We start from the raw sequence: 25,738 nt of genomic DNA, 5'->3' as shown, positions 1-25,738 counted from the left end.
GTGACCGCGCTGCGGTGCGATGCCGATCGGCCGGACGCGCCGGCCTGCCGTGTGCTGGCATCCTCGCGCCGGGTCGGTCACCATATGCAAGCGCCCGATGCTGCGGGCGTCCCTGCAGGGAGACCACGAGTGCCCGCACAGCCGCGCTATCTGGAAGACATCGAACCGGGCCAGACGGTCGAGTTCGGCGACCGTCTGGTGACGGCGGAGGAGATCGTCGCCTTCGCCCGTGACTATGACCCCCAGCCCTTCCACCTGGACGAGGCGGCCGGGGCCCGCACCCATTTCGGCGGGCTGGTCGCCAGCGGCTGGCATACCGCCGCCATGGTGATGCGGATGCTGGTGGACGAGTACCTGCATCCGGAGACCAGCCTCGGCTCCCCGGGCCTGGACGAGCTGCGCTGGCACAGGCCGGTGCGGCCGGGGGACCGGCTGCGCGTCCGGGTCACGACGCTGGAGGTCCGGCGGTCGCAGAGCAAGCCCTCCATCGGGATCGTCCGCCAGCGGCTGGAGGCCCTGAACCAGGACGGTGAGGTGGTGATGAGCCATGTCGGCATGGGCATGGTGCGCGCGCGGACTCTGCCGGCGGACATGGCAGCCGGCGGGGGCGCCTGATGGCCCGATCTGCGGCCTGCGCGACCCCGTTCTCCGGCGCATCGGAGGACGGAGCGGATACCGACCTGCCGCTGGTCACCGAGGGGCCGTTCGCGGGCTGGCGGAGCTGGAGCGGGCGCGACCCCTGGGAGACGTTGACCGGCCCCTTCTATTTCCGCCGGGAGGGCGAGGTCGTGCGCTGCGCCTTCCGGGTCGAGCCCAAGCACCTGAACGGTCTGGGCGTGATCCATGGCGGGTGCCTGATGACCTTCGCCGACTTCGCCCTGTTCGCCATTGCCCATCCCCTGATCGGCACCGGGCCGGCGGTCACGGTGTCCCTGCACGGGGACTTCATCGCGGCCGGAAAGGAGGGGGAGCTGGTGGAGGCGACGGGGGAGGTGACCCGCGCCTCGCGCAGCCTCGTCTTCGTGCGCGGCCTGCTGACGTCGGGCGAGCGCACCCTGTTCGGCTTCTCCGGCATCATCCGGCGTCTGTCCGGTCCCTGAGATGGTATCGGTTCCGCACGAAGCCCGGGCCGCCGCCGCCAGCCCCCGGGTCGCCGGACCGAAGGACCGCGCTCCCTTGGCGCGCCTGCTGGCGGCGGCTTTCGCCACCGATCCGGTGATGGACTGGTGGGTGCGGGACGGGGCCGGCCGGGCGGAGGCGCTGTACGGCTTCTACGATGACCAGCTTGCGGAGGTGCTGCCGTTCGGCACCAGCTTCATGGCGGGTGATGCCTCCGCCTGTGCGATCTGGCTGCCGCCCGACATGGCTGTCCGGCACTATCCGTTCTGGCGCAAGCTGATGATGGTGCCCCGCTATCTTCGCTTCTGCGGGGTCGCGCGGGCACGGCGGCTGATCGCGCTCGGGGACATGATGGAGAGGAACCATCCCCCCGCGCCACCGCACTGGTATCTCTATTTCCTGGCGGTCGATCCCGCCCTCAAGGGGCGGGGGCTCGGCTCCGCCATCCTGGCGGCGACGCTCGCCCGGGTGGATGCGGACGGGCTGCCGGCCTATCTGGAGAATTCCACGCCGGCGAACCTGCGGCTCTACGAGCGGCACGGCTTCCGGCTGGTGAAGCAGGACCGCCCGCTGCCGGGCGCCCCCTGTCAGTGGACCATGTGGCGCGGACCTGCGCCGGTGTCCACGCCGGTGGGCTCCTTCGGCGCAGCTTGACCCAGGTCATCGCCCGCGCGCCGTCCGGCAGCCGAGGGTAGCGCGACGAACAGCCGGAGGGAGGATGCGATGGGCTTCAAAGACATCCTGGTGCATGTGCGGCCGCATGCCGTGGACGGCGAGTCCGTGCAGGTCGCCCTGCGTCTTGCCGCTTGGCACGGCGCCCGGCTGACCGGCCTGCTGACGCTGCGCGACCTGGCCATGCTGAAGCTGCTCTATCCGTCCAGCGCCGCGATCGTGGAACAGCGCGTGCAGGAGGCGGCCCGGCTGGCCACGGACGCGGAGGAGCGGCTGCGGACCCTGGCCGGCAGCGGGGGCGTGGAGTTCGGGTTCCAGGTGGGCGAGGGGGACACGGCCGAACTGCTGGGCCTTGCCGGCCGCTACCATGACCTGGTGGTGATCGGGCAGACCGACCCCGGCACGGAGGAGCTGGGCGTGGACGTGCCGGAGGCGGCCCTGGGGACCTGTGGCCGGCCGGTGCTGGTCGTCCCGCGGCAGGGCGCCTTTCCCGTTGTCGGACGGCATGTGCTTGTGGCCTGGAACGGCTCCCGCGAATCCGCCCGGGCCGTGCAGGCGGCCCTGCCCTTCATCGCCCTGGCGGAGCGGATCACGGTACTGCTGGGCCGCTCCAAGGAGCGGTATCCCAGCATCACCCGGCGCCCACCGGTTGACATCGCCGTGCATCTCGCCCGCCATGCCGGGCCGGGCTGCGCGCCCGTGGAGGCTGTCCCGCTGGAGGTGCCGGAGGCCGAGGCCGGGGCTGGTATCCTGCGCCATGCCGCGGCGGGCGGGGCCGATCTCCTGGTGATGGGGGCCTATGGCCGCTCCTGGCTGCGCGAATGGGCCCTGGGGGGCGCCACGCGGCATGTGTTGCGCAATGCGCCCCTGCCCGTGCTGATGGCACACTGACACTGACACTGACACTGACACTGGCCTCGGCGCCCGGCGTCAGCCGCGCGCCAGCCGTGTGCCGACGCGCCAGACATAGAGCAGCAGGATGCCGGCGACCACGGCGGTGGAGACCGGGTTCACCACGGCTTCTACCCGCTGGTACTGGTCCTGGAGCAGATAGCCGGCCCCGGTCAGGACCGTGACCCAGGCCAGCGACCCGGCCGTCGTCAACGCGAGGAAGGGCAGCAGACGCATCCGTGCCAGCCCCGCGGGGACGGAGATCAGGGTACGGACGGCCGGCACCAGCCGGCCGAACAGAACGGCGCGCCAGCCTCTGCGCCGGAACCAGTCATGCGCCCGGGCCACGTCGCACGGCTCCATCGTCAGCCAGACGCCGTGCCGTTCGACAAGGCGGTCCAGCCGGTCTCGGCCGAAGCGGCGGCCGACCCAGTACCAGGGCAGCGCCCCCAGGACGGACCCCAGCGTGCCGGTCAGCACGACCAGGACCGGGTCCATCTCTCCCCGCGCCGCCAGGAACCCGGCCAGCGGCATGATCAGTTCGGACGGAATCGGCGGAAACAGATTCTCCAGGAACATCAGGGCCACGAGACCCAGATAGCCGGCGGATGTGATGACGTCGAGAATCCAGTCGAACATGGGGTCCTTCGGACAGCCTTGGCGGCACCGGAGCTGAGCGCACCGGCACCTCCTGATCCGCAACAATGTAGTGCGGCGGGGGATGTTCCGCTGCCCCCGTCGGTCCGGCGGGCAGGCACCGTAGCAAAAATGAGGCACCCCCCCGCCATCGATCGTTGCCGACGACAACCGTTGAAGGTCGCTATACCCAACCGGCCGGGGATTGCACTATCTTACAGCTTTCCTGGTCGTACCCCCGTACGCCCGCGCGGTTGGCCGGCCGCCTGCGGAGATTCCGGCCTGCATCTGGGGAGTCATCACCATGGTCTTGTCGAGGCGTGCGCCCGAGCCGCCTAAACCGGGCGAGTGGATGGAGGAAGTGAAGCTGCCGAGGCGCCGCCTGCTCGTCCATGCCGTCCATTCACGTCCCGGCCATCCGCCGCATGTCGAATTCCTGGTGGACGGCCGGTCCAGCGACCGGCTGTCGTTGGCCCTGGAGGTCGTGAACGATCCCGAGCGGTTCCGCCGCCTGGGACCGACCACGCAGAACGCGGCCTGAAACAGCCGCGGCAGGGTCAGTGCCGGCAAGGGGAACGGGGCGCCCGCGGGAAACCGCCGGGCGCCCTTGCCATGTCCGGGGTCCGGGCCTGCCGGTCCCCGGCCTGGCCGTGACCCGCTCTGTCAGTCCGTCAGCAGGCGGGCGGCCGCGGTGGCGACGGCCGCCTCGAAATGCGGATGCACCGGTCCGGTCGCCGGATCGACCAGCATCAGGTTGACCGGCAGGCCGAACTCCTCCACCAGCATGCCCTCGGCATCGCGCCAGTCGGCGCCATGGGCGAACAGGTCGATCAGGTCGCGGGTGCGCGCCAGCAGACTGCGCGTGTCCGACGACCAGGTGAAGACCGGCAGCCCCAGCGCGGTGGCGAAGCCCATCTCATAGGCCGTACCGTCGTCGGCCGACGGCCCCCGGAACGGGGAGACGTTGGCGATCACCCCCGCACAGCCCCGGATCAGGTCCAGATTGGCCGCCCGGATACGGGCGGCGAAGGCCGTCAGCGGTTCCTCGTGCATCCGGACCAGGGCGGCGTCCAGCGGAAACACCCCTTCAAGCCCGGCGGCGGCGCAGGCCGCGCGCATCGTTTCCGCCGCTGCCATGGGGTCGGGCAGGAAGACATCCGGCCCGGCAAGGTAGACGCGGGGGGCGGCGCTCACGGCCGGGTCCCCTTGCCCGAGAGATCGACCCGGAACAGGTCGAAGCCGTTCTCGCCGGGGCCGTGATAGGTCAGGGTCGGGCACTCCGCCAGATGCTGCCGGGTCCGGGGCGAACTGTCGTAGAGCACCGTGACCGGAGCCGTCACCGGCTGGAAGCGGAAGGTCGAATCGGTGCGCGGTTCGACCACGCCCTGGGTGCGGATGTAGTCCAGGATCGCCTCCTGGGCCGTCTCCGGCGCCTGGAAGACGACGGTGCTGCCGTCCAGGCCGGGGAAGCTGCCGCCGCCGTTGGCGCGGTAGTTGTTGGTGACGACGATGAACTCCTGCGCCTCGTCGATCGGCTTCCCCTGGAAGGACAGGTCGCGGATACGGTGCGCGTCGGGTGCCGCCAGCTTGCCGTCACGGTCGTACCGCGGCGGCTGGGTCAGGTCCACGGCATAGGTCACGCCGTCGATGACGTCGAAATTGTAGCCCGGCACGCGCCGGTCCAGGAGCATCTGCGGCTTCGCGTCGGCCGGGTCGATCCGGTTGAAGACGCGGGCCGACATCTCCAGCCACTCGCGCACCTGGGCGCCGGTCACCTTCACGGCGACCAGCATGTTCGGATAGGGATAGATGTCCGCGATGTTGCGGATGGCGATCTCCCCGGCCGGGATGTCGGCGTAGAAGTCGGGGCCGAAGCGCCCGCCCGACTTGAACACCGCCGCGGCGGCCAGGATCGGCAGGCCGGCATGGGGCGTGCCGCGCAGGGCCCGCTCCATGTAGAAGCGTTCCGCCTCGGAGATCAGCTCCAGGCCCGGCGTGTCGCCGACGAAGGCGCAGTAGCTGTGGATCGGGCCGCTGGTGCGGCCGACGGCGCGTCGGACATAGGCCAGCGTGCCCTGGTGGTCGGTCGCCAGAAGCGCGGCCAGTCCGGCGTCGGGCTCGGCGGCGGGGACGTTGCGGCCGTCGCGCCGCTCCGTCAACGGGCGGGTGGAGCCGCGCCCGTCCGCCACGGTCCAGCGGCCGTCGCGCTGTTCCAGCGTCAGCTCGATCACGCCGAGCTGGTTGCCGCTGTAGCCGGCCATGACCAGGGGCACGCCGTTCACCGTGCCCTTCGTCAGATCGGCGCCGGGCAGGCCGGCATAGTCCGGTCCGGGAAAGACGCCGTGCGAATGGCCGGTGACGACGGCGTCGATGCCGGGGATCTCCGTCAGGTAGGCGGAGGCCTGCTCCTCCCCGCCGACGCGCGGTGCGCCGGACAGCCCGGCATGGGACAGCGCGATCACGATGTCGGCCCCGGCGGCCCGGACCTCCGGCACCAGCCGGCGGGCGGTGTCCACGATGTCCCGGGTCGTGACCTTGCCGTCCAGCTTGTCGCGGTCCCAGACCATGATCTGCGGCGTCAGCACGCCGATGACGCCGATCCGGACGGTGTGCATCGCGCCGGCCGTATCGCGGAGCTGCCGCTCCAGGATCGTGTAGCCGGGATAGAGCGGCCTGTCGTTGGCGGGATCGTCGTCACCGTCCACGACGAAGACATTGCCGGCCAGCACCGGGAAGGCCGCTGCGGCATAGGTCTGCTTCAGCACGTCCAGGCCGAAATTGAACTCGTGGTTGCCCAGCACGGCCGCGTCGTAGCCGAGATGGTTCAGCGCCACCATGGCCGGGTGCGGCCGGCCGGGGCCGATGCCGCGCTCCCGTACCACCCAGTCGCCCAGCGGCGTCCCCTGGATCAGGTCGCCGTTGTCCAGCAGCAGCGTGTTCGGGTTGGCGGCCCGCGCCGCGCGGATCAGAGAGGCGACCCGGACCAGCCCGATCGACGGGTCCTGGCGGTCCGCATAGTAGTCGTAGTCCATCAGCGCCATGTGCAGGTCGGTCGTGGTCAGGACCTGCAACTCGATCCGGTCCTCTGCCCGGGCGGGCAGCAGCGGGACGAGGACCAGCGCGGCGAGAAGGGCGAGGCCGGCGAAGGGCCGGCGGCGGCCAAGGGCACGGATCACGGACGATGGCTCCCTGAAGATACAGCCCGAACGGATGAGGAGGCGACCATATACCCCAGGGCCGGTGACGGGTTAAAGCGCATGGGCATGGCAGGGCCGGCGCAAAACGGCCAGCGGTCCCCCACGACCTGCGCTCCGTCCGCTCAGCGGTCCTTGACGTAGGGGGTGCCCAGCGCCTTCGGCGGGATGGCGCGGCCGACGAAGCCCGCCAGCAGCAGCACCGTCAGCAGATAGGGCAGCGCCTCGATCAGTTGCACCGGCACCTGCCCGACGCCCGGCAGCGGCACACCCTGCAACCGCGTCTGCACGGCGTCGGCGGCGGCGAACAGCAGGCAGGCGGCCATGGCCGGGACCGGGCGCCACTTGCCCAGGATCAGCGCCGCCAGGGCCAGGAAGCCCTTGCCGGCGGTCATGTTCTCCTGGAAGGCCGCGCCCTGGGCGGTGGACAGATAGGCGCCGGCGATGCCGCAGAGCACGCCGGCGATCGCCACGGCCTGATAGCGCAGCCCGGTGACGGAGATCCCGGCCGTGTCCACCGCGGCCGGGTTCTCGCCCACCGCCCGCAGGCGCAGGCCGAACCGCGTCTGGGCGGAGACCCAGGCCGCCAGCGCCACGGCCGCGAAGGCGACGTAGGCCAGCAGCGTGTGCCCGCTCACCAGCTCGGCATAGACAGGGCCCAGCAGCGGCACGGGCCGCAGCGTCTCCGCCAGCGGCAGGGTGATTTCCTGGAAGCGGGCGCCGGCCTCCAGCGACGGCGTGCGGCCACCCAGGCCGAACCAGGCCGAGGCCAGCACCGTGGTCAGTCCCAGCGCGATGGTGTTGATGGCGACGCCGGATACCACCTGCTCCCCCTTCTGGGAGATGCAGGCGAAGCCGTGCAGCAGCGCCAGCAGGACGGATGCGGCGATGGCCGCCCCCAGCCCCAGCCAGGCCGACCCGGTGGCCGCGGCGGCGGCGGCCGCGGCGAAGGCCCCGGCCAGCATCTTGCCTTCCAGCGCCAGATCGACGACGCCGGCCCGCTCCGAGAAATAGCCGGCCATGGCGGCCAGGATCAGCGGGGCGGCAAGGCGCACCGTGCTGTCCAGCAGGGACAGGAGCCAGACCGAATCCATCTCACGCCTCCGCCGCGCGGTCGCCCCGGCGGGCGAACAGCCGGACCAGCGCCGGCCGGAACAGGTGCTCCAGCGCCCCGGCGAACAGGATCACCACGCCCTGGATGACCACCACCAGCTCGGGGCTGATCGACTGGTACTCGAAGGCCAGTTCCGCTCCGCCCTGGTAGAGCGCGCCGAACAGGATGGCGGCGGGGATGATGCCGGCCGGATGGGCCCGGCCCATCAGGGCCACGGCGATGCCGGTGAAGCCCATGCCGGCCGGGAAGTTCAGCATCAGCCGGTGCTGCACGCCCTGGATCTCGTTGATCCCCAGCAACCCCGCGAGCGCACCGGAGATCAGCATGGCGACGATCACGGTCCGGCGCGGGTCGATGCCGGCATAGTGCGCCGCCTGCTCGTTGGCGCCGACCGTGCGCAGGGCGAAGCCCTGGCGGGTGTGCCAGATGAACAGCCAGACCAGCAGGCAGGCCGCCAGCGCCAGGAAGAAGCTCAGGTTCAGGGGCGTGACGTCGATCTCCAGCCCCAGGGCGCCCAGCATGTCGTGCAACGTCGGCAGGAACAGCGACGGGTCGATCTCCCGGCTCTCCGGCGACATCTGGCCCGGCCGGATCAGCACGTTGACCAGCAGGTAGACCATCAGGGCGCTGGCCAGGAAATTGAACATGATCGTCGTGATGACGACATGGCTGCCGCGGTAGGCCTGGAGATAGCCCGGGATGAAGGCCCAGGCGCCCCCGAAGGCCATGGCGGCCAGCACCGTCAGCGGCAGCGCCGCCCACCAGGGCCAGCCCCCCAGCGTGAGGCAGACCAGCCCGACGCCCAGCCCGCCGATATAGGCCTGCCCCTCGCTGCCGATGTTGAACAGGCCGGCATGGAAGGCGACGCCGACGGACAGGCCGGTGAAGATCAGGCTGGTCGCGTAGTAGAGCGTGTAGCCGAGGCCGGTGCCGCTGCCGAAGGCGCCGACCAGCATCGTCCACAGCGCCCCCGCCGGGTCCTCCCCGATGGCGAGGATGACCAGCGCCGACACCAGCAGCGCGACGGTGATGTTGATGGCCGGCAGCAGCGCCAGGGAGACCCAGCGCGGCAGCCCGTCGGCCGCGGTCATGCCCGCGCTCATGCCGTCGCTCCCGCGCCGGAAGCGGGGAGGGGATCGGCGATGCCGGCCATCATGCGGCCGATGCGGCCGTCGCTCGCCTCCGACGGCGCCAGTCCGCCGACGATGCGGCCGTCGCACATCACCAGGATGCGGTCGCTCAGGGCCATGATCTCGTCCAGTTCCGCGGAGACCAGCAGGATCGCCTTGCCGCGGTCGCGCAGGTCCACGAGCTGCCGGTGGATGAAGGCGATCGCGCCGATGTCCACGCCGCGGGTGGGCTGGCCGACCAGCAGCACGTCCGGGTCGCGGGTGATCTCCCGTGCCATCACCAGCTTCTGCTGGTTGCCGCCGGAGAAGAGGGAGGAGCGCAGCCCCGGCTGGCGTGGCCGCACATCGAACCGTTCCATCAGGGCGGCGGTGCGCTCCAGCGCCCGACGCCAGTCCAGCCAGGGACCGCGTCCCAGCCCGGCATCGTCCTGATAGCCCAGGATGGCGTTCTGGTAGGCCGGAAAGGGCTTCACCAGGGCAAGCCGCAGCCGGTCCTCGGGGACATGGGCGACGCCCCTGCGCCGCACCTCGCCCGGCGTGAGCCCGGCGATCTCCGTTCCCTTCAGGCGGATGCTGCCCTTGGACGGCGCGGTCATGCCCGCCAGCGCGTGCAGCAGCTCCGACTGGCCGTTCCCGGCCACGCCGGCGATGCCGACGATCTCACCCGCGCGCAGATCGAAGCCCACGGATTTCAGCCGCTCGACCCCGAGGGCGTCCACGACGCTGAGGTCGCGCACCTCCAGCACCGGCGCCCCGGGCGCCGCTGGCGCCTTCTCCAGCGACAGCGAGGCCCGGCGCCCGACCATGGCGTCCGCCAGTTGCTGCTCGTCCGTCCCGGCCGTGGCGAATTCGGCGACCACCTGACCCTGGCGGAGCACCGTCACCCGGTCGGTGACGGCCATGATCTCCTTCAGCTTGTGGGTGATCAGCACGACCGTCCGGCCCTGCTCGCGCAGGCGTTCCAGGATGCGGAAGAGCTGCGCAACCTCCGGCGGGGAGAGGACGGCCGTCGGCTCGTCCAGGATCAGCACCTCCGCACCGCGGTGCAGGGCCTTCAGGATCTCCACCCGCTGCTGCACCCCGACCGGCAGGTCCGACACCCGTGCGTCGAGCGGCACCTCCAGGCCGAAGCTGCTTTCCAGCTCCTCCACCTCGACGCGGGTGCGCTCGCGCGCCGGACCCAGTCGGGCGCCGCCCTCGGCGCCCAGCAGCAGGTTCTCCAGCACGGTGAAGGTCTCCACCAGCATGAAGTGCTGGTGGACCATGCCGATGCCCAGCCGGATAGCGTCCTGCGGGGTGGCGATGCGGGCCGGTTTCCCGCCGACGCGGATCTCGCCCCCGTCGGCCTGATAGAAGCCGTACAGGATGCTCATCAGCGTCGATTTGCCGGCGCCGTTCTCGCCCACCAGCCCGTGGATGCTGCCCGGGGCGAAGCGGATGGTCACGTCCCGGTTGGCGTGGACGGGACCGAACCGCTTGTCGATGCCCAGGAGTTCGACGGCGAAGGGGACGGAGTCGGAACGGGTGGCGTCCGGAGTGGGGGCTGGACGGGTCACGGAGCGCGCGGGGATCAGTACTTGCAGCCGTCGGCGTCGCTGTAGTTCGCGACGGTGCGGGTGCCGGCCTTGATCTCCTGCGCCGCCGCGTCGACGCGCGCCTTCATCTCGGGCGTGATGAGGTCCTTGTTGTTCTCGTCATAGGCCCAGATGACGCCGTCATCCTTCAGACCCAGATACTGCAGCCCCGGCTTCCAGGTGCCGTCCTGTGCCGTCTTGAAGGCGTTGTAGGCGGCCACGTCCACCCGCTTGACCATGGAGGTCAGGACACTGCCGGGGAACAGGTGGTTCTGGTTGCTGTCCACGCCGATGGAGAGCCGGCCCGCATCCGCCGCCGCCTGGAGCACGCCCATGCCGGTCTGCCCGGCGGCGGCGAAGACGACGTCGGCCCCGCGGTCGAACTGGCTCTTCGCCAGCTCGCTGCCGCGGGTCGGGTCCGACCACGCGGCGGGGGTGGAACCGGCCATGTTCACCAGCAGGGTGGCCTGCGGATTGACGGCCTTCACCCCCTGCTCATAGCCGCAGGAGAAGCGCCGGATCAGGGGGATGTCCATGCCGCCGACGAACCCGACCGTGCCGGTCTTGCTCGCCATCGCGGCCAGCATGCCGACGAGGTAGGAGCCCTCGTGCTCGGCGAACATGATCGACTGCACGTTCGGCAGATCGACCACGTTGTCGATCAGGGTGAAGCGGGCCTTGGGGAATTCCTTGGCGATCTTCTCGACCGCCGGCGCCATCGAGAATCCGACCGCGACGACGATGTCCGTTCCGCGCTGGGCCAGCCGGCGCAGGAACTGCTCCCGCTGCGCCTCGTTCGTCACTTCGAAGAATCGGAAGTTGACGCCCGTTTCGGCCTTGAAACGCTCGGCACCGTCGTTGGCGCCCTCGTTGAAGGACTTGTCGAAGCGGCCGCCCATGTCGAACACGATGGCCGGTTCGAAGGCCGCGGCCGGCCCCGCCATCGCCGCACAGAGCACAAGGACGGCCGCGAAGGCGGCGCGCAACAGCGTCTTCATCAGGCTGAACCCGCAGGATACAACAATTCCGAGATGGAGCCACGGAACGTAACGGCTTCGCCCGTCCTCGGCAAGGTCGGGCGCGCGTTCCGCCGACCGTGCCTGTCCCGGAAGGATCGGGCCGCTGTTCCGCGGCACTGTCATACGATTGTAAGATGAGGCCGCTATAAGCCCCGGGTGCGGCGGAATCGCCTGTCCGGTCAGCGGGATGGCCGGCGCCGTTGTCCCTTCGGACGGCCCCACGATATCTGCCCGGACGCCCCAGCCCCACCGGAGTTCCCTGCCATGACCGCCCCCTTCACGCACCTTTCCGCGGACGAGTTCGAGGACCGCGCGGACCTCCCGTCCAGCCCGGACACGACGCCGACCTTCGGTGAGGTGCTCCAGCGGCGGTTCGGCCGGCGCGAGCTGCTGCGCGGTGCGCTCGCCAGCACGGCGCTGGCCGCACTGCCGCTGTCGCTGCTGCTGCCGGCGTCGCGGACGGCGGCGGCGCAGGACGCGGCCCGGTCCGTCGATGCGGAGAGCCGGTTCCCCTTCGAGGAGCTGGCGCGCGGAGTCGACGAGACCCACCACGTCGCCAAGGGCTATCAGGCCAAGGTGCTGCTGCGCTGGGGCGATCCGCTGCTGCCGGGGGCGCCCGAGTTCGACCCCTATGCCCAGACGGCGGAGAAGCAGCTCGGGCAGTTCGGCTACAACAACGACTTCGTGGGCTACCTGCCCCTGCCGCTGGGCAGCCGGTCGAGCGACCACGGTCTGCTCTGGGTGAACCACGAATACACCAACACCGAGGTGATGTTCCCCGGCCTGATCCCGGCCGGCATGGACCGCATCCCGCAGGACAGGGCCGCTCAGCTCATCACCCGGGAGATCGCCGAGGTCGAGATGGCCGCGCACGGCGGCAGCATCGTGGAACTGAAGCGCGGTGCCGACGGCGACTGGACCTATGTGAAGGGCAGCCCGTACAACCGCCGCCTCTCCCCGCTCGCCACCGAGATGGCGTTCACCGGCCCCGCCGCCGGTCATGAGCGGATGCGCACCAGTGCCGATCCGACCGGCACCCGCGTCATCGGCATGATGAACAACTGCGCCGGCGGCGTCACGCCCTGGGGCACCTTCCTGACCTGCGAAGAGAACTTCGACGGCTACTTCATCGGGACCATCGACCAGTCGCACCCCGAGCAGCGCAACTACGACCGCTACACGGTGCCGGGCAGCCGCTACCTCTGGGGCCTGCACCACCCGCGCTTCGACGTGAACAAGGAACCGAACGAGGCCAACCGCTTCGGCTGGGTGGTCGAGGTCGATCCCTACGACCCCACCTCGACTCCGCGCAAGCACACGGCTCTGGGCCGCGCCAAGCATGAAGGGGCGGGCGTCGTCGTCAACAAGGACGGCCGCGTCGTCGTCTACATGGGCGACGACCAGGTGTTCGAACACATCTACCGCTTCGTCAGCCGCAACCGCTTCGATCCGAACGATCGGGCGAAGAACATGACGCTGCTGGAGGACGGCACGCTCTATGCCGCCCGCTACAACGCCGACGGCACCCTGACCTGGCTGCCGCTGGTCCAGGGGCAGGGGCCGCTGACTCCTGAGAACGGCTTCCGGACCCAGGCCGACGTCTCCATCAACACCCGCCACGCCGCTACCCTGGTCGGTGCCACCCGCATGGACCGGCCCGAGGACATCGAGGTCAATCACAGGACCCAGAAGGTCTATGCGATGCTGACCAACAACAGCGACCGCCGTCCGGTCAGCCCAGAGCATCCGTCCATCACCCATGTGGATGCGGCCAATCCCCGAGTCGGCAATCTCTGGGGCCACATCGTCGAGATGTCGGCGCCGGAGGACGACCACACGGCGGAGACCTTCCGCTGGACGATCCTGCTTCAGGCCGGCAACCCGGCCGACCCGAAGGTGAAGGCGACCTTCAACCCCGCGACCACGGAGAACGGCTGGTTCGCCTGTCCGGACAACTGCGTGGTGGACGGCCAGGGCCGCCTCTGGGTCGCCACCGACCAGGGCAATTCCTGGCCCACCTCCAGCGGTTCGGCGGACGGGCTCTGGGCGGTGGAGACGGAAGGTCCCCTGCGCGGCACCGCCAAGGCCTTCTTCCGCTGCCCGATCGGGGCGGAGATGTGCGGCCCCTTCTTCACGCCCGACGACACGGCGCTGTTCCTGGCCGTGCAGCATCCTGGCGTGGACGGCGTGTCGCAGGTCGTGGCCACCGGCGAGCGGGCGACCTTCGAGCATCCGGGCACCCGCTGGCCGGATTTCGACGAGAAAGTGCCCCCGCGCCCCTCGGTGGTGGTAATCACCAAGGACGGCGGGGGGCCGATCGGTTCCTGACGCCGCCCGTCCGCTGATTTCCACCGGAACTCCGATGCCGATCCTCGATCCCTTCCGCCTCGGCCGGCGGCAGTTGCTGAAGACCTTCGGCGCTGCTGCCGTCACCGCCCTGTCGCTGCCGCCGACGCTCCGCCAGTCCCTGGCGCAGCCGGTCTTCGTCGCGCCGCCGTTCCAGCTCGGGGTCGCGGCGGGTGACCCCGCACCGGACGGCTTCGTGATCTGGACCCGGCTGGCGCCGCAGCCGCTGGAGCCCGGCTACGGCATGCCGGCCCAGCCGGTGGAGGTGGACTGGCAGGTCGCGGCCGACGACCGCTTCCGCACCGTCGTGCAGAAAGGGACGGCCGTGGCCCGGCCGGAGCTGGGCCATGCGGTGCATGTGGAGGTGGCCGGGCTGGAGCCGGGCCGGCCCTACTGGTATCGCTTCGTCGCCGGAACGGAGCGGTCGATGGTCGGCCGGGCGCGGACGGCCCCCGCCCTCGGTGCGCCGGTGGAGAGGCTCCGCTTCGCCGTCGGCGGCTGCCAGGCCTACGAGCACGGGCACTACACCGCCTGGCGCTGCATCTCCGACGAGAGCGATCTGGATTTCATCTACCACTACGGCGACTACATCTACGAAGGCGGCGTCCGCAGCTTCTATTTCGACCGTCACCAGGAACGGACGCTGCCGACCCCGCGTCCCTTCGACGGCCGGGAACTCTATTCGCTGGACGAGTACCGGCGGCGCTATGCGCTCTACAAGCTCGACCCGAACCTCCAGATGGCGCACGCCTCGGCCGCCTTCATCCCGGCCTGGGACGACCATGAGGTGGACAACAACTGGGTGGCCGACCGCGATCAGGACGGCACCCCGCCGGAGGTGTTCCTGCTGCGCCGGATCGCGGCGGCGCAGGCCTATTACGAAAACCTGCCGTTCCGGCGGTCGGCCTGGCCGCTGGGACCGGCGATGCAGATCTACCGCCGCCTCTCCTTCGGATCGCTGCTGGACCTGCATGTGCTGGACACCCGGCAGTTCCGCACCGACCAGCCCTGCGGCGACGGCTTCAAGGCGCCGTGCGCGGGTATGGATGCGGACACCGCCTCCGTGCTGGGGGCCGAGCAGGAGAAGTGGCTCTATGACGGGCTCGCCGCCTCCAAGGCCCGCTGGACCGGGCTTGCCCAGCAGGTGATGCTGATGGACATGGACCGCGAGCCCGGCGAGGAGGACATCCGCAACATGGACAGCTGGGACGCCTACCGGGCGGCCCGGACCCGGCTGCTGTCCTTCCTGCACGACCGCCGGATCAGCAACACGGTCGTCCTCACCGGCGACGAGCACCAGAACTGGATCGGGGACGTCAAGCTGCGGGCCGGCGATCCCGACTCGCCCACCGTGGCGACGGAGTTCCTGGCGACCTCCATCAGCTCGGGCGCCGATGGCGGGGAGATCCGCGCCAACGGTGCCGGCATCCTGGCCGCCAACCCGCACCTCAAGCTGCTGAACGACCAGCGCGGCTACCACCTGCACGAGGTCACGCCCAAGGCCTGGACGGCGCACGTCAAGGTTCTGGACAAGGTCAGCACGCCCGGCGGAACGCTCTCCACCCGCGCCGTCTTCACGGTCGATCCCAGGCGCCCCGGCCCGCAGGCGGCCTGACCGGCTGCGACGGTGCGTGTCCGGTCCGGCGGTTGATCCACGTCAAGGTGCCCCGGATGGTGAAACGATATGGTCCCTTCACCATTCGGGAGGGCGCGCGATGCTCATGGACGGTCGGACCCCGGTTCTTCCCCTGACCGGCTTCGCCCTGCTGGCCCAGGCCATGGGACTGGCAGCCGCCGGCCGGGGAGAGACGGCGCTGGACAATCCCTTCGTGGAGGAACCCGGAGCATCGGCCGCCTGGATCGACGGCTGGATGCGGGGACAGACGGGACGTTCGGCCCCGTTGCCCGGCCGGGCCTGAGGGAGGGAGCGCAGCCGCGGTCACCGGAAGGGGATGCCGCATCTTTGTCACCGCGGCGCCAGCGCCCTCTTGCCGTGCGGGGTGTTCATCGGTCGGGTTGATCTTCCCGGAGCTGACCGATGCCGCTTTCCGCCGGACGGGGCCGCTGCGCCGCCGCCCCTGCTGTTCCTGCGCCTGCCGTTTCCGCCCCTGGCGTGATCTTCGACGGTCCGCATGCCGCGCCGCTTCCTGAAGGGGCGGCCGCACACGCACGGGTCATGGCCCGGCTGGCGGCGCAGGTCCGCACCCTCGCGCGCCTCTTCCCGCCGGGCGGCCGCGTCGCCTATCTGGACCTGCCGTTGCACGGCAATGTCGGTGACCTGCTGATCTATCTGGGAACGGAACGGTTCCTGGCGGAGCAGCAGCAACGGGTGGTGCTGCGCACGACCTGCGCCGCATCCCCCGCGCGGATCGCGCGCCGGATCGGAACCGGAGACCTGATCTGCCTGCATGGCGGCGGGAACTTCGGGGACCTCTATCCGGCGCACCAGGAGTTCCGGCGGGCGGTCGTGGAACGGTTTCCGGACAACCGCATCGTCGTCATGCCGCAGACGGTGCATTTCGGCGACGGCAGTCTCTGGCACCTGCTGGAACCCTTCCGGCGGCATCGGCGCCTGACCGTCTGCGTGCGCGACCGCACATCCGCGCGGGCTTTGGCCGAGGCCGGGATCGAGGATGTCGTGCTGGTGCCCGACATGGCCCACCTGCTCTGGCGGAACCGGCCGGACGGCGGCGGTGGCGGACGGCTGCACCTCCTGCGCCGTGACCAGGAGGCGCCGGCCACGGCGGGACCAGAGGCCACGGCACCGGCCGCGGTGTGCGACTGGGGCGATCTGATCCACCCCGTCGAGCGGCGCTGCTTCCGCCTGCTCCAGATCGCGGCGCGGCGCCATCTGCCCGTCGCCCCGCTCTGGCAGCCGCTGGCCCGCCGGCTGGCGCGCCGGGCGGAGCGGCTGCTCGCCCGCCATGACCATGTAGTGACCGACCGGCTGCACGGGGTGATCCTGTCGGCGCTGCTGTCGCGGCGGGTGACGGCCCTGGACAACAGCTACGGCAAGGTCTCCGCCTATGTGGATCTCTGGCTGGACCGTTCCCCCCTGGTCGCCAGGAAGTGAAAGGGGGCGACCGGGGGAACGGTCTGGTGCCGGGCCTGTGGCTGCGGTGCTAGCGGGTCAGGGCGGCGAAGAGGCCCGGCAGCCGTTCCGGCAGGCGACGGACATGGTCGATCACCGTGTAACCGTTGATGCCGAAGATGCGGGCGACATAGCGGTCGGCCAGCGGGTCCAGCGTCAGGCAGAAGGGCCGGATGCCCTGGGCGCGCAGCTCCTCCACCGCCCGGCGGGCGTCCTGGCGCAGATGCTGCGGGTCGCGCTCGTCCACGTCGGCCGGCTCGCCGTCGGTAACCACCAGCAGCAGTCGGTGCGCCTCGGGGCGCCGGCCCAGATGGTGGGCGGCGTGGCGTAGCGCCGTGCCCAGGCGGGTGGAGAGCCCGCCCTCCAGCCCGGCCAGCCGGCTCCGGGCGTCGCCGTCGAACCGCTGCTCGAAGTCCTTGATCCGGTAGTAGCGGACATCCTGCCGCCCGTCGGAGGCGAAGCCGTGGATGGCGAAGGGATCGCCGATCCCGGATACGGCCGTTGCCAGCAGGGTGCAGGCGTCGCGCGTCAGCTCCAGGATCGTGGTGTCGCTGCCGCGCACGGGATCGTTGGTCGAGGCAGACAGGTCGAGCAGGACCAGCACCGCGAGGTCGCGCCGGTGCAGGATGGAGCGGCGGGTGATGCGGCTGTCGGGCTGGAGCCCTGCGCGCAGCATCACCATGGCGTCCACGGCGGGGCCGATGTCCAGCTCGTCGCCGTCGTCCAGACGTCGCCGCCTTTCCACGCCCTGGGGGCGCAGACGGTCCACGATCCGGCGAACCTGCGCCGTCACGCCCCGGTGCCGCTCCAGCACCGCGTCGATGGTGGCGGGATCGCCCCGGGCCGGGCGGTGCTCGCGCAGCGTCACCCAGTCGGGCCGGTAGTGCTGCCCGCGGTCGTCCCATTCCGGGTAGCGGACGGGATCGGAGACGGGCGGCCGGCCTTCCCGCTCGTTGAAGGAGATGCCGTCATCCTCGTAGGGGAACAGCTCGGTGCCCAGGACCCAGATCTCCTGCGCGTCCTCCCCGGCATTCTCCACGTCGGTCTCATTGATGAATTCCATCAGGCCGACGCGGCGGCGGACCTGTCCCTGAGCTTCCCCGTCGCCCGCCGGGTCGCCGAAGTCGTCGAACGCCTCCGCCGTCCAGAGCAGGTGGTTGTCGTCGCGGTAGGCAAGGCGGTGGCTCTCCAGGATGCGCAGGCTGGGCAGCAGCCGGCGCGCCGAGAGAAGATCGTGCAGGTCGTGGCCCAGGGTGATTGCGAGCGTCTCCTCCGCCCCCGGCAGGCCGGCTCCGGCATGGAAGCGGTCCACCAGGGCGTCGAGCGCCGCATCGCCGGTGCGCTGCGCGGGGTCCAGCAGGGCGCGGGCCGCTGCTTCCACCAGATCCATGCCGGGATGCCCGGGGAAGGGGGGCAGGTTCGCGGCCAGCAACGGCGCCCAGAGGCGGCGCAGGCCGGGGAAGCGGATCAGGGCCTCCCGCTCCACCCGGGCGTCCTCCACCAGCCCGATCAGGAAACGGGCGGCCGGGGCGGAACCGTCCACCGGCAGCGGCCGGCGGCGGTAGAGCAGATGGGCCGCCATGTGCGCCGCCATGGCGCGCAGCACGTCCAGCCCGCCCAGCCCGCCGGCCGCGTCCACGGCGTCGGGCAGGTGCAGGGCGCCGGCATCGACGAAGGGGCGGAACCCCGGCTGGTCGGACGCCGCCGGCCGCAGTCGGAAATCGCGGCCCCAGAGGGCGCGCAGAAAGGCGCCGAGCCGGCGCTGGCTGTCCACGAACTGCGTGCCGCGCCGTTCCCGTTGCAGCACCGACCGGCTTTCCGGCGATGTGAGGCCGAAATAGGCGACCTGCGCCGCCACGTCGCCGCGATGGCTCTCGGCCCCGAATTCCACCCACCGGCGCAGGCCGGAGAGCGTAAGCCGGCTCAGCAGCTCGTCCAGCACCCCCAGCATGGGGCGCAGGCCGCGGGGCGCCCGCGCCGCCAGCCGGTGCAGGACCTGCATGTAGGCGGCCAGCAGGTCTGCGTCGCCCAGCCGTGCCGCGGCCGTCGGCAGGCTGGCGAAGACCAGTTCCAGCACCTCGCCCGAGGTCATGGAAGCCAGCTTCATCGCGGCATGCCGGCAGTCGGCCACCGCATCCTCACCGCAGTCGCGGGCGACCTGCGGCATCGCCGCCAGATAGGCCGCGGGCAGGCGGCTGCCCCGGCCCAGGCGGGCCAGTGCCAGGGCACCGTCCAGGTAGTCGCGCCGGCCCGCCGGGGAGACGAGGCGCGACATCTCGTGCAGGGGGACAGCCAGCGTACCCGCCAGGTCCGGTGCGGCTGCGACAAGCTCCCGCCGGATGTCCTCAAGGTCGGTGGACATGGAACGTCGATCCTCGGGCTGCGGTCGGCCGGTCAGCCGAACAGGGTGTCGATGGCGGCGTCGAGCGTGTCCTGCATGTCGGGATCGTCGGTCAGGGGCCGGACCAGCGCCATGCGGCAGGCTTCGGCGGGCGGGATGCCCTGCACGATCAGGCGCCCGGCATAGATCAGCAGGCGGGTCGAGATGCCCTCGTCCAGCCCGTGGCCCTTCAGGTTGCGGGAGCGGTGGGCCATCTGCACCAGCTTCGCCGCCTGGGCAGGGGCGACCCCGCTTTCGTGCGCGACGATCTCGGCCTCGATCTCCGGCAGGGGATAGTCGAAGGCCATGGCCCCGAAGCGCTGCCGCGTGGACGGCTTCAGCTCCTTGTTCAGGCTCTGGTATCCGGGGTTGTAGCTGATCACCATCTGGAAGTCGGGATGGGCGGCGACCAGTTCGCCCTTCTTGTCCAGGGGCAGCATGCGGCGGTGGTCGGTCAGGGAGTGGATGACCACCAGCGTGTCCTGACGGGTCTCCACCACCTCGTCCAGGTAGCAGATGGCGCCGATGCGGGCCGCCACCGTCAGCGGGCCGTCCTGCCAGCGGGTGCCGTTCAGGTCCAGCAGGAAGCGCCCGACCAGGTCGGCGGCCGTCATGTCCTCGTTGCAGGCGACGGTGATCAGCGGCCGGTCCAGCCGCCAGGCCATGTGTTCGACGAAGCGGGACTTCCCGCAGCCCGTCGGGCCTTTCAGGATCAGCGGCATGCGGGCGGCGTAGGCGGCCTCGTACAGCTCCGTCTCGTTGCCGACCGGGCGGTAGTAGGGCATCGCCGCGACCCGGTACTGCGCGGCGTCGATCTCGCTCATGGGAGGCATCCTCGGGAAGGGGCGGCAGGAACGGGGCCGGCGGTGAAAGGGGGAGGCCGCCGGCCCCTGCGGACACCGGAAGCGCGCCGGATCAGCGCGCCACGGGCGCCCGATGGACGACCATGCTGGTGCCCTGGCTCTGCTTGATGTTGTCGTAGCCGATCAGGCGGATGTGGTGGCCGGGATTGGCCTGCCGGCACGCCTCGATCTCGGCCAGGACGCGGTCCACGTCCGTCTCGCCGAACAGCGGCAGCTTCCACATGTACCAGTAGTGGCTGGCGGCATGCTCGGGCTCGGTGTGCTCCAGGGCCGGGTTCCAGCCCTTGGCGACGATGTACTCCACCTGCCGGCGGATCTGCGTCGCGTCCAGCGGCGGCAGGTAGGAGAAGGTGCCGAGCTTGCGGCTGCCCGGATCGGAAAGACGGGAAGGATAGTCCTGCATCACGCTCATGGTCGGGGTCTCCGGTTCGGGAAGGGCTTGGTCAGCGGTGGACGACGTCGAGCTTGTCCACCACGTCGAACTCGAAGCGGACCTCCTTCCAGGTCTCCATCGCCATCTTCAGTTCGGGGCTGTGGCGGGCGGCGGCGGTCAGGATGTCCTTGCCCTCGCGCTCCACGTCGCGGCCCTGGTTGCGCGCCTCGACGCAGGCCTCCAGCGCCACGCGGTTGGCACAGGCGCCGGCAGCGTTGCCCCAGGGATGCCCCAGCGTGCCGCCGCCGAACTGGAAGACGGCATCGTCACCGAAGATCGAGAGCAGGGCCGGCATGTGCCAGACATGGATGCCGCCCGAAGCGACCGGCATGACCGGCGCCATGTGGCCCCATTCCTGGTCGAAGAAGAGGCCGCGGCTGCGATCCTCCTTCACATGGCGCTCGCGCATCAGGTCCACCCAGCCGAGCGTCGCCTCGCGGTCGCCTTCCAGCTTGCCGACGACGGTGCCGGAATGCAGGTGGTCGCCGCCCAGCAGGCGCAGCAGCTTGGCCAGGACCCGGAAGTTGATGCCGTGCCGCGGGTTGCGGTCGATGACGCCGTGCATCGCCCGGTGGACGTGCAGCAGCATCCCGTTGTTGCGGCACCAGCGCGACAGGCTGGAATGGGCCGCCCAGCCGATCGTCAGATAGTCGCTCATGATGATCGGCGAGCCGATCTCCTTGGCGTACTCGGCCCGGCGGTAGATCTCCTCCATGTTGGGCGCTGTGACGTTCAGGTAGTGGCCCTTGCGCTCGCCGGTCTCCGCCTCGGCCTTCTCGATCGCCTCCTGGCAGAACAGGAAGCGGTCGCGCCAGCGCATGAAGGGCTGGGAGTTGACGTTCTCGTCGTCCTTGGTGAAGTCCAGGCCGCCGCGCAGGCACTCATAGACCGCCCGGCCGTAGTTCTTCGCCGACAGCCCGAGCTTCGGCTTGATCGTGCAGCCCAGCAGCGGGCGGCCGTACTTGTCCAGCTTGTCGCGCTCGACCTGGATGCCGTGGGGCGGGCCGTCGCAGGTGGTGACGAACCAGAGCGGGAAGCGCACATCCTCCAGCCGCAGGGAGCGCACCGCCTTGAAGCCGAAGACGTTGCCGACCAGCGAGGTGAAGACGTTGACGATGGAGCCCTCCTCGAACAGGCCCATCGGGTAGGCCACGAAGGCGTAGAACGCCTCGTCATCGCCCGGCACGTCCTCGATCGCGTAGGCCCGGCCCTTGTAGTAGTCGAGGTCGGTCAGCAGGTCGGTCCAGACCGTGGTCCAGGTCGCGGTGGAGGATTCGGCGCAGACGGCCGCTGCGGCTTCTTCGCGCGGGACCCCCGGCTGCGGGACCACCTTGAAGCAGGCCAGGATGTCGCTGTCCTTCGGCGTGTAGTTCGGGTCCCAGTAGGTCTCACGGTACTCTTTGACGCCTGCCTGATAGGTCTTGCCCATCCTGTGCTCCTCTTGTCCCGGTACACGCCGCCGCCCTCCGCGGATGGCGGCCGGGGCAGCGGCGTTGTTGCGCCTTGACCCTAGAGGAGCGCGAATATAGATAAAAACTAATATATCTAATCGTCAGTATTTACTTCCGTTTATCGACGGCCGGATGGTGGGACCCCTGTCATGCACCTGACCCTTCAGCAGCTCCGCCTGTTCGAGGCGGTGGCGAGGCACCGGAGCTTCACCCGTGCCGCGGAAGAACTGCACCTGACCCAGCCGGCGGTCTCCATCCAGATCCGCCGGCTGGAGGAGAATGCCGGGACGCCCCTGATCGAGCATCTGGGCAAGCGCTTCTTCCTGACCCCGGCGGGGGAGGCGATGTACGCCACCGCCTGCGACGTCCTGACACGGCTGAGGTCGCTGGACGACGAACTGGACGAACTGGCCGACACGCTGCGCGGTCCGCTGCGGCTGGCCGTGGCGACGACGGCCAAGTATTTCACGCCGCATCTGCTGGGCCGCTTCGTGGCGGACCATCCGGCGGTGGTGCCGCGGCTGGTCGTCACGAACCGGGCGCGGCTGATCCAGCGGCTGGGCGAGAACCTGGACGATTTCGTCATCATGGGGCAGGTGCCCGACGACCTGCCCCTGGTCGCGCACCCGATCATCGAGAACCGGCTTGTCGTGGTCGCGCACCCGCACCATCCCGGCGCGGACCAGGCGGGTCTCGCCCTGCCGGACCTGGCCGGGGAGCGCTGGCTGATGCGCGAACCGGGGTCCGGCACGCGCACCTCCTTCGAGCGGGAACTGGCGGGGCAGGGCCTGACCATCGAGCCCTACATGGAACTGGGCAGCACCGAGGCGATCAAGCAGGCGGTGATGGCGGGGCTGGGCCTGTCGGTGCTGCCGATGCACAGCATCGAACTGGAACTGGCGGCGCACCGGCTGGTGATCCTGGACATCGCCGGCTTCCCGCTGTGCCGCCGCTGGAATGCCGTCCATCTCCAGGGCAAGACGCTGTCCCGCGCGGCGCGGAGCTTCCTCCAGTTCCTGAAGGAGACGGCGGAAGCGCCGTCGGGCACCATTCCGGCCGCGCTGCATCCGCTGCCGGCCTGAAGAACGGACGGAGCGGAGGCGACATGCAGGCCGGAAATTACGGGAACCCTGGAGCGGGCGGGATGCCGGAGCCGCCGGCCGGCTGGCGGGAGCGGCTGGAAGGCTACGCCTGGACCCGGCCCTCCGGCGGTTGCTCCGACGCGGCGGTGTTCCGGCTGGACGCGCCCGGACGACCGGTCCTGTACGTCAAGACGGAACCCGCGGAGCCTCTTGCGGAGTTGCCGGGAGAGATCGCCCGGCTGCGCTGGCTGGCCGGGCAGGGCATTCCCTGTCCGGCGGTGCTGCAGGCCACGGAAGAGGCGGGGCGGCACTGGCTTCTGATGTCGGCCCTGCCGGGCCATGTCCTGGAGGAAGCGCCGGACCTCGACACCGGGCGCCGCGTTGCCCTTTATGCCGGAGCCCTCCGCACCCTGCACGCGCTGGACATCGCCGCCTGCCCCTTCGACCAGCGGATCGACGGGCAGATCGCGCTGGCCGCGGCGCGGGTCGCCGCCGGTCTGGTGGACGAGGAGGATTTCGACGAGGTGCGGCAGGGCCGGAGCGCGGCCGATCTCCTGGCAGAGCTGCGGGCACGGCGTCCCGCGCGGGAGGATCTGGTCGTGACGCATGGCGACGCCTGCCCGGACAATCTCATGACTGATGGCGGGCGCTTCGCCGGCTTCATCGACTGCGGCCGGCTGGGGGTGGCCGACCGCCACCAGGACCTTGCCCTGGCCTGCCGCAGCATCGCGGACTGCTGGGGCGAGGCCTGGATCGCCCCCTTCCTGGCGCACTATGGTCGTCCGGCCGATCCCGACCGCCTGGACTGCTACTGCCTGCTCGACGAATTCTTCTGACCGGCTTGCGCCGCTCCGGGGGGCACGACCTCCGCGTTGGTATCTTCGGCCCGACCTTCAGGGAGCCTGCCGGGGCCAGCCGCCCCCGATCGATAACCACCGGCTATCGGTCAGGGAAGATAAGTCATTGGACAGTCTGCGTTGCCGCTGCCGATAGTCCTCTGGAAAGGTGCCGGCCCCGCCTGCCGTCGTGCGGAAGTTCTTTTCGCACTGCGGCATGATCCGGGCCGACCCTCCTTTCGGCGGACAGGTCGGAAAGCGGCGGATGCAGCAGTATCGTAGCGATGTTCTGGTGATCGGGGGTGGTCTGGCCGGCATCGTCACGGCCCTGGAACTGCTGTCGGCGGGGCGCAGCGTCACCCTGCTGGACCGCGACAGGAAAGACGCCTTCGGCGGGCAGGCGAAGGAGAGCTTCGGCGGCATCCTGCTGGTGGGAACGCCCGAGCAGCGCCGCACCGGCATCCGCGACACCCCGGACCTGGCGCTGCGCGACTGGCTCTCCTTCGGGGCGTTCGGCCGCGAAGCCGAGGCCGAACGCTGGCCCCGGCGCTGGGCCGAAGCCTATGTCCACGAGAGCGAGGGGGAGATCTACCGCTGGCTCAGGGCGCGGGACATCGGCTTCCTGCCGGTGCCGCTCTGGGTCGAGCGGGGCGAGCAGGGCGACGGCAACTCGGTCCCGCGCTGGCACGTCACCTGGGGGACCGGGCACCGGCTGGCGACGCGGCTGGCCGGCCTGCTGCGGGAGCATCCGCGGCGCGACGCCCTGACCCTGCGCTTCGATCACCGGGTCGAGGCGCTGACGGAGGCGGCGGGCCGCGTCAGCGGCTGCATCGGCGTCATGACGGGGGAGACGGAGCGGCCCTTCACCGCCACGGCCGACTGCGTCGTGGTGGCCGCGGGCGGCATCAACGGCTGCCTGGAGCGGGTGCGCCGGCACTGGCACGCCGACTGGGGCCGGCCGCCGGAGACGATCCTGAACGGCTCCCACCGCTTCGCCGACGGCCGCCTGCACGATGCCGTGGAGGCCGTCGGCGGGGTCGTCTCCGGTCTGGACCGGATGTGGAACTATGCCGCCGGCATCCGCCACTGGCGCCCGCGCAAGCCCGATCACGGCCTGTCGCTGGTGCCGCCGAAATCGGCGCTCTGGCTGAACTGGCGGGGCGAGCGGATCGGACCGGCGCCCCTGGTCGGCGGCTTCGACACGCGTGAGCTGGTCACCCGCATCTGCGGGCAGGAGCGGGCCTGGTCCTGGCAGCTTCTGAACCAGCGCATCGCCTTGAAGGAGCTTGCCATCTCCGGTGCGGAGTTCAATCCGTCGCTGCGGGAGCGCAGCGCGGCCGGCTTCCTGCGCGACACCCTGTTGGGCAACCGCTGGCTGGTCCGCGAGGTGATCGAGAACAGCCCGGACACCGTCACCGCGGCGACCCTGCCCGAACTGGTGGAGAAGATGAACGCGCTCCAGGGCGACGGCGCCGTGGACCTCGCCGCCGTGCGTGCGGCGGCGGAGCGCTACGACGCGGAGATCGCCCGCGGGCCCGCCCTGCACAACGACCGGCAGCTCCGGCGCATCGCCCATCTGCGGCGCTGGCGCGGCGACCGGATGCGCACCTGCGCCTTCCAGCCGATCCTCGATCCCGCGGCCGGCCCCCTGATCGCCATCCGCGAGTTCATCATCAGCCGCAAGAGCCTGGGCGGCATCCGCACCGATCTGGACAGCCGCGTGCTGGATGCGGGCGACCAGCCGGTGCCCGGCCTCTACGCGGTGGGGGAGGCCGCCGGCTTCGGCGGGGGCGGCATGAACGGCCTGCGCTCGCTGGAGGGCACGTTCCTGGGCGGCTGCATCTACGGCGCCCGGCGCGCCGCCCGGTCCATCGCCGGCCGGACCTGAACGAAGACGAAGGGGAGGG

23 protein-coding genes are annotated in these 25,738 nt (G+C 70.8%); 12 read left to right on the top strand and 11 right to left on the bottom strand.

Annotation, left to right across the window (positions count from 1 at the left end; all coding sequences use genetic code 11):
- The first annotated feature begins 129 nt into the window (after window positions 1-129).
- The 4 genes from RC1_RS01200 (at window position 130) to RC1_RS21065 (ending at window position 2,682) form a co-directional block, all read left to right on the top strand.
- Window positions 130-615 carry a MaoC family dehydratase gene (locus RC1_RS01200; protein ID WP_012565499.1) on the top strand — a complete coding sequence of 162 codons (486 nt, stop codon included), beginning with the start codon at window positions 130-132 and terminating at the stop codon, window positions 613-615.
- Window positions 615-1,100 (top strand): PaaI family thioesterase, encoded by a 486-nt coding sequence (locus RC1_RS01195; protein ID WP_012565498.1) that lies wholly within the window; start codon window positions 615-617, stop codon window positions 1,098-1,100. The genes RC1_RS01200 and RC1_RS01195 overlap by 1 nt, the downstream gene beginning before the upstream one ends.
- 76 nt (window positions 1,101-1,176) lie before the next feature.
- Window positions 1,177-1,773 carry a GNAT family N-acetyltransferase gene (locus tag RC1_RS01190; protein ID WP_049766617.1) on the top strand — a complete coding sequence of 199 codons (597 nt, stop codon included), beginning with the start codon at window positions 1,177-1,179 and terminating at the stop codon, window positions 1,771-1,773.
- Between the two features lie 69 nt (window positions 1,774-1,842).
- Entirely contained in the window at window positions 1,843-2,682 is an 840-nt protein-coding gene (locus RC1_RS21065; RefSeq protein WP_012565496.1) for a universal stress protein, read from the top strand.
- Between the two features lie 39 nt (window positions 2,683-2,721).
- Here the strand turns inward: RC1_RS21065 and RC1_RS01180 are convergent, their stop codons facing one another.
- Window positions 2,722-3,321: a DedA family protein gene (locus RC1_RS01180; protein WP_012565495.1), complete on the bottom strand. Its 600-nt coding sequence runs from the start codon at window positions 3,319-3,321 to the stop codon at window positions 2,722-2,724.
- A gap of 358 nt (window positions 3,322-3,679) precedes the next feature.
- Here RC1_RS01180 and RC1_RS01175 point away from each other — a divergent pair, with 358 nt between their 5' ends.
- Complete coding sequence (locus tag RC1_RS01175) at window positions 3,680-3,859, top strand: hypothetical protein (protein ID WP_148213350.1); 180 nt, start codon at window positions 3,680-3,682, stop codon at window positions 3,857-3,859.
- Between the two features lie 122 nt (window positions 3,860-3,981).
- On the opposite strand, the gene RC1_RS01170 is transcribed toward RC1_RS01175, so the two are convergent.
- The 6 genes from RC1_RS01170 to RC1_RS01145 form a co-directional block, all read right to left on the bottom strand.
- Window positions 3,982-4,512 carry a nucleoside 2-deoxyribosyltransferase gene (locus tag RC1_RS01170; RefSeq protein ID WP_012565493.1) on the bottom strand — a complete coding sequence of 177 codons (531 nt, stop codon included), beginning with the start codon at window positions 4,510-4,512 and terminating at the stop codon, window positions 3,982-3,984.
- The gene (locus RC1_RS01165) at window positions 4,509-6,494 is read right to left on the bottom strand and encodes a bifunctional 2',3'-cyclic-nucleotide 2'-phosphodiesterase/3'-nucleotidase (protein ID WP_012565492.1); all 1,986 of its coding nucleotides are present in this window, start codon (window positions 6,492-6,494) and stop codon (window positions 4,509-4,511) included. Before RC1_RS01165 ends, RC1_RS01170 begins: the two co-directional genes overlap by 4 nt.
- A 143-nt stretch (window positions 6,495-6,637) precedes the next feature.
- Window positions 6,638-7,606, bottom strand: coding sequence for an ABC transporter permease (locus tag RC1_RS01160; RefSeq protein ID WP_012565491.1), 969 nt, complete (start codon window positions 7,604-7,606; stop codon window positions 6,638-6,640).
- Window position 7,607: 1 nt separating this feature from the next.
- Window positions 7,608-8,729, bottom strand: coding sequence for an ABC transporter permease (locus RC1_RS01155; protein WP_012565490.1), 1,122 nt, complete (start codon window positions 8,727-8,729; stop codon window positions 7,608-7,610).
- Window positions 8,726-10,312 carry an ABC transporter ATP-binding protein gene (locus RC1_RS01150; protein ID WP_012565489.1) on the bottom strand — a complete coding sequence of 529 codons (1,587 nt, stop codon included), beginning with the start codon at window positions 10,310-10,312 and terminating at the stop codon, window positions 8,726-8,728. Before RC1_RS01150 ends, RC1_RS01155 begins: the two co-directional genes overlap by 4 nt.
- 14 nt (window positions 10,313-10,326) lie before the next feature.
- On the bottom strand, window positions 10,327-11,328 hold the full coding sequence (locus RC1_RS01145; protein WP_012565488.1) for a BMP family lipoprotein: 1,002 nt from the start codon (window positions 11,326-11,328) through the stop codon (window positions 10,327-10,329).
- A gap of 285 nt (window positions 11,329-11,613) precedes the next feature.
- Here RC1_RS01145 and RC1_RS01140 point away from each other — a divergent pair, with 285 nt between their 5' ends.
- The 4 genes from RC1_RS01140 to RC1_RS01125 all read left to right on the top strand — a co-directional run bounded on the left by RC1_RS01140 (window position 11,614) and on the right by RC1_RS01125 (window position 16,768).
- A complete protein-coding gene (locus RC1_RS01140; protein WP_012565487.1) occupies window positions 11,614-13,677 on the top strand; it encodes a PhoX family protein in 2,064 nt (687 codons plus the stop codon).
- 34 nt (window positions 13,678-13,711) lie between these two features.
- The gene (locus RC1_RS01135) at window positions 13,712-15,310 is read left to right on the top strand and encodes an alkaline phosphatase D family protein (protein WP_012565486.1); all 1,599 of its coding nucleotides are present in this window, start codon (window positions 13,712-13,714) and stop codon (window positions 15,308-15,310) included.
- A gap of 100 nt (window positions 15,311-15,410) precedes the next feature.
- Entirely contained in the window at window positions 15,411-15,614 is a 204-nt protein-coding gene (locus RC1_RS01130) for a hypothetical protein (protein ID WP_012565485.1), read from the top strand.
- Between the two features lie 257 nt (window positions 15,615-15,871).
- Window positions 15,872-16,768 carry a polysaccharide pyruvyl transferase family protein gene (locus RC1_RS01125; RefSeq protein WP_012565483.1) on the top strand — a complete coding sequence of 299 codons (897 nt, stop codon included), beginning with the start codon at window positions 15,872-15,874 and terminating at the stop codon, window positions 16,766-16,768.
- Window positions 16,769-16,817: 49 nt separating this feature from the next.
- On the opposite strand, the gene RC1_RS01120 is transcribed toward RC1_RS01125, so the two are convergent.
- From RC1_RS01120 to RC1_RS01105, 4 genes are all read right to left on the bottom strand, one after another.
- On the bottom strand, window positions 16,818-19,148 hold the full coding sequence (locus RC1_RS01120; protein ID WP_012565482.1) for a nitric oxide reductase activation protein NorD: 2,331 nt from the start codon (window positions 19,146-19,148) through the stop codon (window positions 16,818-16,820).
- 32 nt (window positions 19,149-19,180) lie between these two features.
- Window positions 19,181-19,990, bottom strand: coding sequence for a CbbQ/NirQ/NorQ/GpvN family protein (locus RC1_RS01115; protein WP_012565481.1), 810 nt, complete (start codon window positions 19,988-19,990; stop codon window positions 19,181-19,183).
- A gap of 91 nt (window positions 19,991-20,081) precedes the next feature.
- Window positions 20,082-20,441, bottom strand: a complete 360-nt coding sequence (locus tag RC1_RS01110) for a ribulose bisphosphate carboxylase small subunit (protein WP_012565480.1) — start codon at window positions 20,439-20,441, stop codon at window positions 20,082-20,084.
- A 31-nt stretch (window positions 20,442-20,472) separates the two neighbouring features.
- Window positions 20,473-21,891, bottom strand: a complete 1,419-nt coding sequence (locus tag RC1_RS01105) for a form I ribulose bisphosphate carboxylase large subunit (RefSeq protein WP_012565479.1) — start codon at window positions 21,889-21,891, stop codon at window positions 20,473-20,475.
- 171 nt (window positions 21,892-22,062) lie between these two features.
- On the opposite strand from RC1_RS01105, the gene RC1_RS01100 reads away from it, so the two are divergent.
- The 3 genes from RC1_RS01100 (at window position 22,063) to RC1_RS01090 (ending at window position 25,719) form a co-directional block, all read left to right on the top strand.
- The gene (locus tag RC1_RS01100) at window positions 22,063-22,995 is read left to right on the top strand and encodes a LysR family transcriptional regulator (protein ID WP_012565478.1); all 933 of its coding nucleotides are present in this window, start codon (window positions 22,063-22,065) and stop codon (window positions 22,993-22,995) included.
- A 62-nt stretch (window positions 22,996-23,057) separates the two neighbouring features.
- Window positions 23,058-23,831 (top strand): APH(3') family aminoglycoside O-phosphotransferase, encoded by a 774-nt coding sequence (locus RC1_RS01095; protein ID WP_041785050.1) that lies wholly within the window; start codon window positions 23,058-23,060, stop codon window positions 23,829-23,831.
- Window positions 23,832-24,096: 265 nt separating this feature from the next.
- Window positions 24,097-25,719, top strand: a complete 1,623-nt coding sequence (locus RC1_RS01090) for an FAD-binding dehydrogenase (RefSeq protein WP_012565476.1) — start codon at window positions 24,097-24,099, stop codon at window positions 25,717-25,719.
- The last annotated feature ends 19 nt before the right edge of the window (window positions 25,720-25,738 follow it).

Source organism: Rhodospirillum centenum SW (genome assembly GCF_000016185.1).
Classification (GTDB): Bacteria; Pseudomonadota; Alphaproteobacteria; order Azospirillales; family Azospirillaceae; genus Rhodocista; species Rhodocista centena.
The sequence above is the reverse complement of the archived record's forward strand: the minus strand, read 5'-3'. Positions and strand labels throughout refer to the sequence as shown.